The organism is Streptococcus mitis (assembly GCF_000960025.1).
Lineage (GTDB): Bacteria > Bacillota > Bacilli > Lactobacillales > Streptococcaceae > Streptococcus > Streptococcus mitis_DH.
Genome location: NZ_JYGQ01000002.1, coordinates 64,538 through 72,234, shown reverse-complemented (window position 1 = coordinate 72,234; position 7,697 = coordinate 64,538). Strand labels below are relative to the sequence as shown.

Here is a 7,697-nt window from a genome sequence, read left to right as displayed (position 1 = left end):
CAAGACTGGACAACTAATGATGATACGTTTGATAAAGTGGTATCTCCAACTATCGCAGGTTACACAGCGGATAAATCAGAAATCCCAGCTGTAAGTGGAGTTCAAGCTAAAGACCAAGACCGTGTTGAAACAGTCACTTATCGTAAGGATGCCCAAAAAGCTGTTATCCGTTATGTAAGCACTAACGGTAACCGTGTTCTCACAACAGATGAAGTGACAGGTAAGTCAGGTGAAGCCATTGCCTACAGCACAACAAGTCAAATCACAGAATTCAAGAAACAAGGCTATAACCTTGTCAGCGATGAATTCACATCAGGTGGTGCGAAGGTTTATGACTACGATACAGCACGTGACCAAGTCTACACTGTAACCCTTTCAGAACGTATCGAACGTGTAACACCGAAAGATCCTAAACCGCAACCCAACACCCCAGTCAATCCGGGACAACCAAATACACCAAATTGGCCAGGCACTGTTGAGAGAATGGAGAAATTGACTCAAACAATAAGTCGCCGTATTAACTTCCGTTACCTTAAAAATGGAAAAGCTGCATATGGAACAATTGATCAACATATCAGCTATGAAAGAAATGCTCTTGTGAATTTGGTATCTGGTGATATCCATTATGAACAATGGAAGATTACTGGAATTAAGAACCAAGATGTTGTAGCTCCAGTAGCATCTCAACCATCAGTTACGAATAATGGTGAATCAAGAGTTGCTAGATCATCTAGAAGCAGACGAGCTTTGTCAGAAGTAGCTCCAGTTTCAGAGAATCTTTTAGCTACACAAGTTAATAATTCTCAAGTGTCTCCAGTAGGCTTAACTGTGACTGAAAATGGTGAGCGTTCTGTACGCCGTTCATCTAGAGGTAAGCGCGCTGCTGCAGCAAAACCAGATAGTTCAACTAATTCAGAAGCAAATTCATCCGTGAATGCAGTGTTCAAAGCTGTACGAACTCCTGTTACACCAAAATTTTATGCTACTGTAAATAAAGTAGGAACAATGGAGGTTAATCCAAATTCTCCTCAAGATACAGAAGTTAATGTTGACCTGAAAGAAATGGGACGTATTGTAGCAGTCAATAATAAAGGACAATATATCAATAAACAAGGAGAGGTTGTACAAAACATTGAAGACGCTCTCTATAAGTACTATGATAATGATCCAAACGATGCAACAAAAGCAGCAGAAACAAAAATTCCTGAAGCTCCAAAATTCCATGTATTAAATAACGAGCAACCAACTGTTTGGGGATATAATATTGTTGACAAGACAATCGAACCAAATGACGAATCTGATCCTGATCGCATCGGAAAAGATACCTTTGTAACATATAACGAAATTATTGATTCATTAACTAAGGAAACTGAGCAAACTGTAAGCTTTACTGGTGCAGGTTCTGCAACTCCTAAAGATAATGTGCAAAATGATTTTGTCTTCAAGGGATCATATAATGAAGCGACTAAAGAAACAACTTGGGAAAATAAGGACCATACCTATGGAACAGTTAAAGTACCAGTTGTGATAGGGTATTTCGCTGATAAAGCAGAAGCTGGTGCTAAGACAGTTACGCCAGATTTACCAAAAGCAACAGATACAGTTACATATAAAGTTTTGGGTAAAATCATTCCAGTAGATGCTTCTGGAAATGTAATTGCAAATGCTCCTCAACCACAATACCTGAATGATGCAAATGATCCTCGTAAAGCTGGAGAAACAGCAGTACCTGAAATTGTAGGCTACAAACCAGAGCGTACAAGTGTTACACCTGAAAATCCAGGTGAAGATACAAAGGTAACTTACGTCAAGACAGAACAAGTTGCAGTTGTTCGTTACATAGATGTTGATAACAAGAATGAAGTCGTTCATACAGACAATATTACTGGTAAATCAGGAGAAAAGATTGCCTATACGACAGAAACTGTTTTGAAATCGTTGCTTGAAAAAGGGTACTTATTACAGGAAGATGGTTTCCCTGCGGATGCAACTTTTGATACAGATGAAACAAAAGTTCAAGAATATACAGTCCTATTGAAACATAAGATCACTGTTAAAAAAGATACTCCAAAACTTGTGGAAAGAACGATTCATTATGTATTTGAAGATGGTACAAAAGCAAGTGAAGATCATCATGATCAAGTAAGCTTTTCACGTATGTTAAGTATTGATAATGTAACAGGTAAGACTACAAGTACATCTTGGGTTTCTGAAGATGGAGTGACAAGTTTTGACGAAGTGGTATCTCCAAGTATTGCAGGATATAATCCTGATCTTGCTAAAGTGGTTGCGGTTCAAGGAATTACAGCAGAAACTGAAAATCAAGTTGTAACTGTAACGTATAGAAATATTCAACCAATTCCACAAGTTACGCCAACTCCAATTCCGACTCCGACCCCAACCCCACAAGTTACGCCGGATCCAGTACCGACCCCAACTCCGGTTCCAACTCCAACCCCGGTACCGACCCCAACCCCAACTCCACAAGTTACGCCAACTCCAGTTCCAACCTCTACCCCAGCTCCAAAAGTGCCATCAGCAGTTCCAACTCCAAACTCAGCTCCAAAAGAGGAGGAAAAAGAACTTCCAAAAACTGCGGGTCACTCTTCTGGTATGGCTCAAGTTCTAGGAGTACTTGGCCTATTTGCTGGATTCAGTTTAGTTGGAAAAGCAAAACGAGATGAATAAAATCAAAATAAAACTCTAGACAACAAAATATTGGAAGTGTAGTGTTTTAGGGAGTGAGAATGTATGTCAATACAGCATCAATTCCACTCTCTTTTTTATCATAAAAAGTTAGAGAGAAAATATATGTATTCAAGAGTAAAACGGAATCAAATGAATAAGGTAAACAAGTATTCCATTAGAAAATCAAGTTTTGGTGCAGTATCTGTTGCTGTAGCTGCCTTGATGGTTTTTGGTACTTATTCAAATGTGAGTGCAGATGAACAGAAAGTAGATTCACATCGCACTGAAAAAGAAGAGCAAAAAGTCTCTGAAAAACCAGAAGAGACCAAGCAAGAGAAATCTGAGGAAAAAATAGCAGAATTATCTTCAACTCTTCAAGCTCCAGTTTTGGAAAAAGAAGAATTAGATGTCAATGCCCTTCTAAAGAAGGAAGCAGAGTCTAAAGTGGCAGCTGAGACAAAAAATTCTGACTCAAAAGAATTAATTTTTAAAGATGTAAAACCCAGCGAAGAAAAAAATACTTCACCTGCTTCAAGTGAGAAGGTAAAGGAAGAAAAATCAGTCGAAAAAACTACCTTGGAACAGGTTGTATCAGAAGCAGAAGTTTTAAATCAAGTTGCTGTTCGTTATGCTCAAGAAGCAGATCGTAAAGTTGAAGAAAAAGCCTTGGTTCAAGAAGCTGTTAAGGCAGCAACAATTCAGATTTCACAATCAAAATCCTTGTTGAAAGATTCATATGTTAGTGCAGAAAATCTTAAGACTCAATTAAACCAACTGTATTCAGCTATTGAAACAGTATATACTGAGTTGCAACGTGCAGGACACGGCAAGAAAATTAGCGCTAGTCTATCGCCAACTCAAACACAAGATGTAGCTATCGATAATGGAAATATTATTGCCAGTGGTACAATCGATATGGCGGATCGTGTGACTTCAACAGGTATTGCTGATTATCGTTTCCAATTAAAATTTAAAAATGGTGCCTATCATAAGGGGGATATCTTCACAATTGGTTTGAAGGAATTACCGCAAGACAATAATCTTCCTCAAAAATTGGTTGCTGAAGGTAAAGTATTTGCAGAACGAGTGAGTCTGGTTCAGAAAAATGATAATGCCAAAGCTGGAAGCCTTTCATACTGGGCTTCACGTGGAGATCGTGACGTTGCTTTGGACACAAAAGAATCATGGGATTTAGTTGACAAAGGGAGTCATATTGAAGCAACATACCGTTTTACTGACGAAATTGAACGCTTAGATGATGTTACTTTTGAACTTCAATACAGAGGTGGAATTCGTTATCCTCGAGTGAACGTGGATAAGTCTGTAACTGGTGTTATTTCAGTTAATGGTCAAAATGTAGTCACTAAGAATTACACTGTGATTAAAACAGATATAGGAGCACCTAAAGTTTATGATACACCAGCTACAGCTAACTTCACAGGTGATGTTATGTTGGATGATGATGGTAGTATCAAAACATATAACAGCACTCTTCGTATCGGAACATGGAAATCAAACTTTAGTGCAGGGACCCGTTTCACCGTTCGTATCAATGATACAGAATTCAATAAGTTTGCTACTGTCGGTGAATTTGTTGAACGTGGTGCCCACAATGTCGAAATGATAAATACTAGCCCTGATACATCAAGAACAAGGGTAAATCGTCATAATGTTATTTTGGAGGCGCCTCGTGAAGAACCAGGTCAACATGCAAAATTTAAGATTCTTAAGGCTGCTGATAATGAATTAACCTTTGAACTCGTTTCTGGAAAGATGTTGGCTGGAAGAACCTATGTATTACGTACAAAAGACTTTGGAGTTGACCGTGTTCCGACAAGTCACACAGTTAATTATCTGAATGAAGCTAGAAATGGTTTTAAATCAAATGTTCCAGGGACATTGACAGTTGTTGATGCCAAAGGTAAAAATCTTACAGACCAATACGAACAAGCTGCTGACTCTGACTGGAAAATTGCCAACCCAGATATGGTAAGAACAGATGGACGCCTTGTATATGGAGATGTAGCTGTTCGCTTCGTTGATACTCAAGGGAAAATGCTTCTTCCTGCCATTGCAGCGGTGGAAAATGGAGGTATACTTCAAGATAAATTCACTACTGTAAGACCATCTACCAAAATTGATACTAGCTATGTAGCTACTTTGGAGAGAAATACAACTGAGACAGAAGTTCAAGAAAACAAAGGAATTCAAACAACATCTATCACAGCACCTTATCTATTACATTCACCAAATGGTAAATATTATGTCTTCAAAGAGTACGCACAAAATGATCGTTTTTATAGCAATACGAAGACATCTGGTACGATTACACGAGCTCAAGCTAACGTGGTAGCTGTGTACGAAGAAGCTAAATTTGGTAAAGTTGATATTCAATATCGTGATAAAACAAGTCAAGCTATTTTAGAAACATTCAATACACCACATGATAAGAGTTCAAATCTCATTAACTTATTGGGAAATAACTATGATGTGACTGCTAAAGTTCCTGAGCGTTTCGAAAAAGATGGTGTGGTATATGTCTTGTCGCAAACACCTGCTAATAGTAAGGGACATTTGACACAGGCTGATATCCATGTTGTTTATGATTATGTTGCTCAACAAAAGGCGTATGTTAAATACCTTAATCAAACAGAAACAAGTCCTAAGGTTTTAGGAAATGTGGACAGTGTTGTTGGTCTTCCAGGTGAAACAATTGCTTATAATTCAAAAAATCGTATTAATCAATACCTAAAACAAGGATATGAATTAGTACATGATGGTTTTGCAAATGCTAATGATAAACGCTTTGACAGTGAAAAACAAACTGATCAAGTATTCTCAGTTCAATTAATCGAAAAAGTTGTGACTGTCACAGCAGATGATCCTAAACCAATTGCTGGAAATCCATTAGTAGTAGGAGACGCATTGACACCTGTTTGGCCTAAATCTGTTGAAAACTTAGATACACTGAGAAAAATGACCAAGCAGACGATTCACTACAAATACCAAAAAGATGGTAAACAAGCTTTCAAAGATGTAGTTCGTTCTGTAGTTTTTGAAAGAGTAGCGAGAGTTAACCTCGTTACTGGTGCAGTTATTTATGATAATTGGAAAATCACAAGAATTGATGATAAACCAGTAGCTGCAGTGGATACGACTGTTCATAAACCAAATGTCACTCCACAAGGAGTAACAACTATTGCAGCAACTCCTTCTAGTCTAGGTAATGGAATTTCTATCAAACCAGTTTTGAACGTTCCGAATCCAGTTGTTGCATCATCACCAATTGTTACAAAACCTGTTGTACCGGTCAAACCAGTAACACCGGTTAAACCAGCAGTGTCAACTCCGGCTAAGCCAGCACCTGTAGTTCAACCAAAACCGGTAGCACCATTAACACCAGTCAAACCAGTAGTTTCGACACCAGCAACTCCAGCGCCTGTTGCCACACCACAACCAGTAGCTCCAGTAAAACCAGTAGCACCAGCACCGGTAACACCGGTTAAACCGGCAGTATCTACTCCAGCTACACCAACACCTGTAGTTCAACCAAAACCGGTAGCGACTACTGATTCAAAACCTAGCTTAACTCCAGCTGAAGCCTTGGCTGCAATTAAACCAACAGATTTTTCTTCACAAACATCTGTTAATAAGAAAACAGAAACAAAACCTGTTCCTGGTGGAACGGCTACGACTACAACTACAACGACAACCACTGTTACCTCAAATGCAGCAACAGCGGGTCCAACAACACCAATTGTCACTATCACAACAAATGAAACCGAAACTCATTCAGAGGTGACAAGTGTCATTCATACTGGCACTACTAGCCATACTCATGTGGTCGGAGTGGTTACAAAACCAAACGTAATTGTTACTCATCCAAAACCAAGTGTTCAGCCTAAACCGCATTTAACGAGACCTCATCATGGAACAGTACACCATGTTCCTTCGCGTCCAGGTAAACAAGTTAAACCGATTAGAACTGGACCAGGAACTCGTGGTCATGCTAGAAGACATCGCTAAATAAAAAAGTGTCAATACAGATTTAACAAGTAGGATAGTACTAAATAGCACAAAAAATGAGCAACTTTTAATTTAAAGTTGCTTATTTTTATATTAAGGACTTCTTAAAACTCTCTATTTTTTACTGAACTGCTGCGACCAGGTCTTGAGCTTGTTTCTCAAGTGAGTTTAGGACTGTTTCTTCGAGAACCAATTTTCCGTCTGCCCAAGCAGAGTCATTAACACGTGCAGCAGTAAAATCACCAACTACTTGTGTACGGATAAATGGCAAGAGATCCTTGTAAATAGCAAAAAGTTGATCGTGACCTGCATTGGCTACAGATGATACTGTGACAAACTTTTCTTGAAGGGCAGAAGCACCACGTGTATCAGACAAGTCGAGGGCACGAGATAGCCAGTCAAGCAAGTTTTTCACTGTTCCAGGGATAGAGAAGTTGTAGACTGGAGAGAAGATCCAGATAGCATCTGCAGCGAGAACTGCTTCACGAGCAGTAGCTACAGCTGGATGTGTTGGAACTTCCAAATCTTGGCTGAAGAGAGGAAGGGCTGAATAATCAAGGTAGCTAATTTCCGCTTTACCAGCAAGTGCTTTCTCAGCTTCGAGAGCCATTTGGTGGTTGAAAGAACCTTGACGTAGTGATCCGACGATAAATAATACTTTTTTAGACATGATGTGTCTCCTTTTTCTTAAATTTCCGAGAAGTCTCTCGTTGTTATAAAATATATTACAACAAAACAAAAGGACTTGCAAGAAATTTGCTCAGACTTTATTTGAAAATTATAAAGTTGCTGGCACTCTAGTTACTTGCTACTAAAAAAGTAAGAACTATTTCACTTAGGTTCCGGTTTACCTTGATCTTATAGGGGTATTCCTATATTCTCTTGTAATATGATGACATAAGTGCTAAAATAAACAAGAAAACTCGCAATAGAAACCGCAGAGCAGCTATTTTTCGGTATCACTTCATAAATCATTAAAGGAA

Annotated in this window: 3 protein-coding genes; 2 read left to right on the top strand and 1 reads right to left on the bottom strand. The window is 38.7% G+C overall.

The annotated features are described in order from the left end of the window. Positions 1-2,688: mucin-binding protein (locus TZ91_RS10470; protein ID WP_045597408.1), on the top strand; the 2,688-nt coding region annotated here is incomplete at its 5' end. A gap of 123 nt (positions 2,689-2,811) precedes the next feature. Next, on the top strand, positions 2,812-6,714 hold the full coding sequence (locus tag TZ91_RS05885) for a mucin-binding protein (protein WP_265183059.1): 3,903 nt from the start codon (positions 2,812-2,814) through the stop codon (positions 6,712-6,714). Positions 6,715-6,835: 121 nt separating this feature from the next. On the opposite strand, the gene TZ91_RS05880 is transcribed toward TZ91_RS05885, so the two are convergent. Further along, on the bottom strand, positions 6,836-7,384 hold the full coding sequence (locus tag TZ91_RS05880) for an NADPH-dependent FMN reductase (RefSeq protein WP_033686558.1): 549 nt from the start codon (positions 7,382-7,384) through the stop codon (positions 6,836-6,838). Positions 7,385-7,697: the final 313 nt, after the last annotated feature.

Coding starts and splice junctions, on each gene's coding strand:
- TZ91_RS05885 (WP_265183059.1), top strand. CDS start 2,812: ATGTATTCAAGAGTAAAACGGAATCAAATGAATAAGGTAAACAAGTAT.
- TZ91_RS05880 (WP_033686558.1), bottom strand. CDS start 7,384: ATGTCTAAAAAAGTATTATTTATCGTCGGATCACTACGTCAAGGTTCT.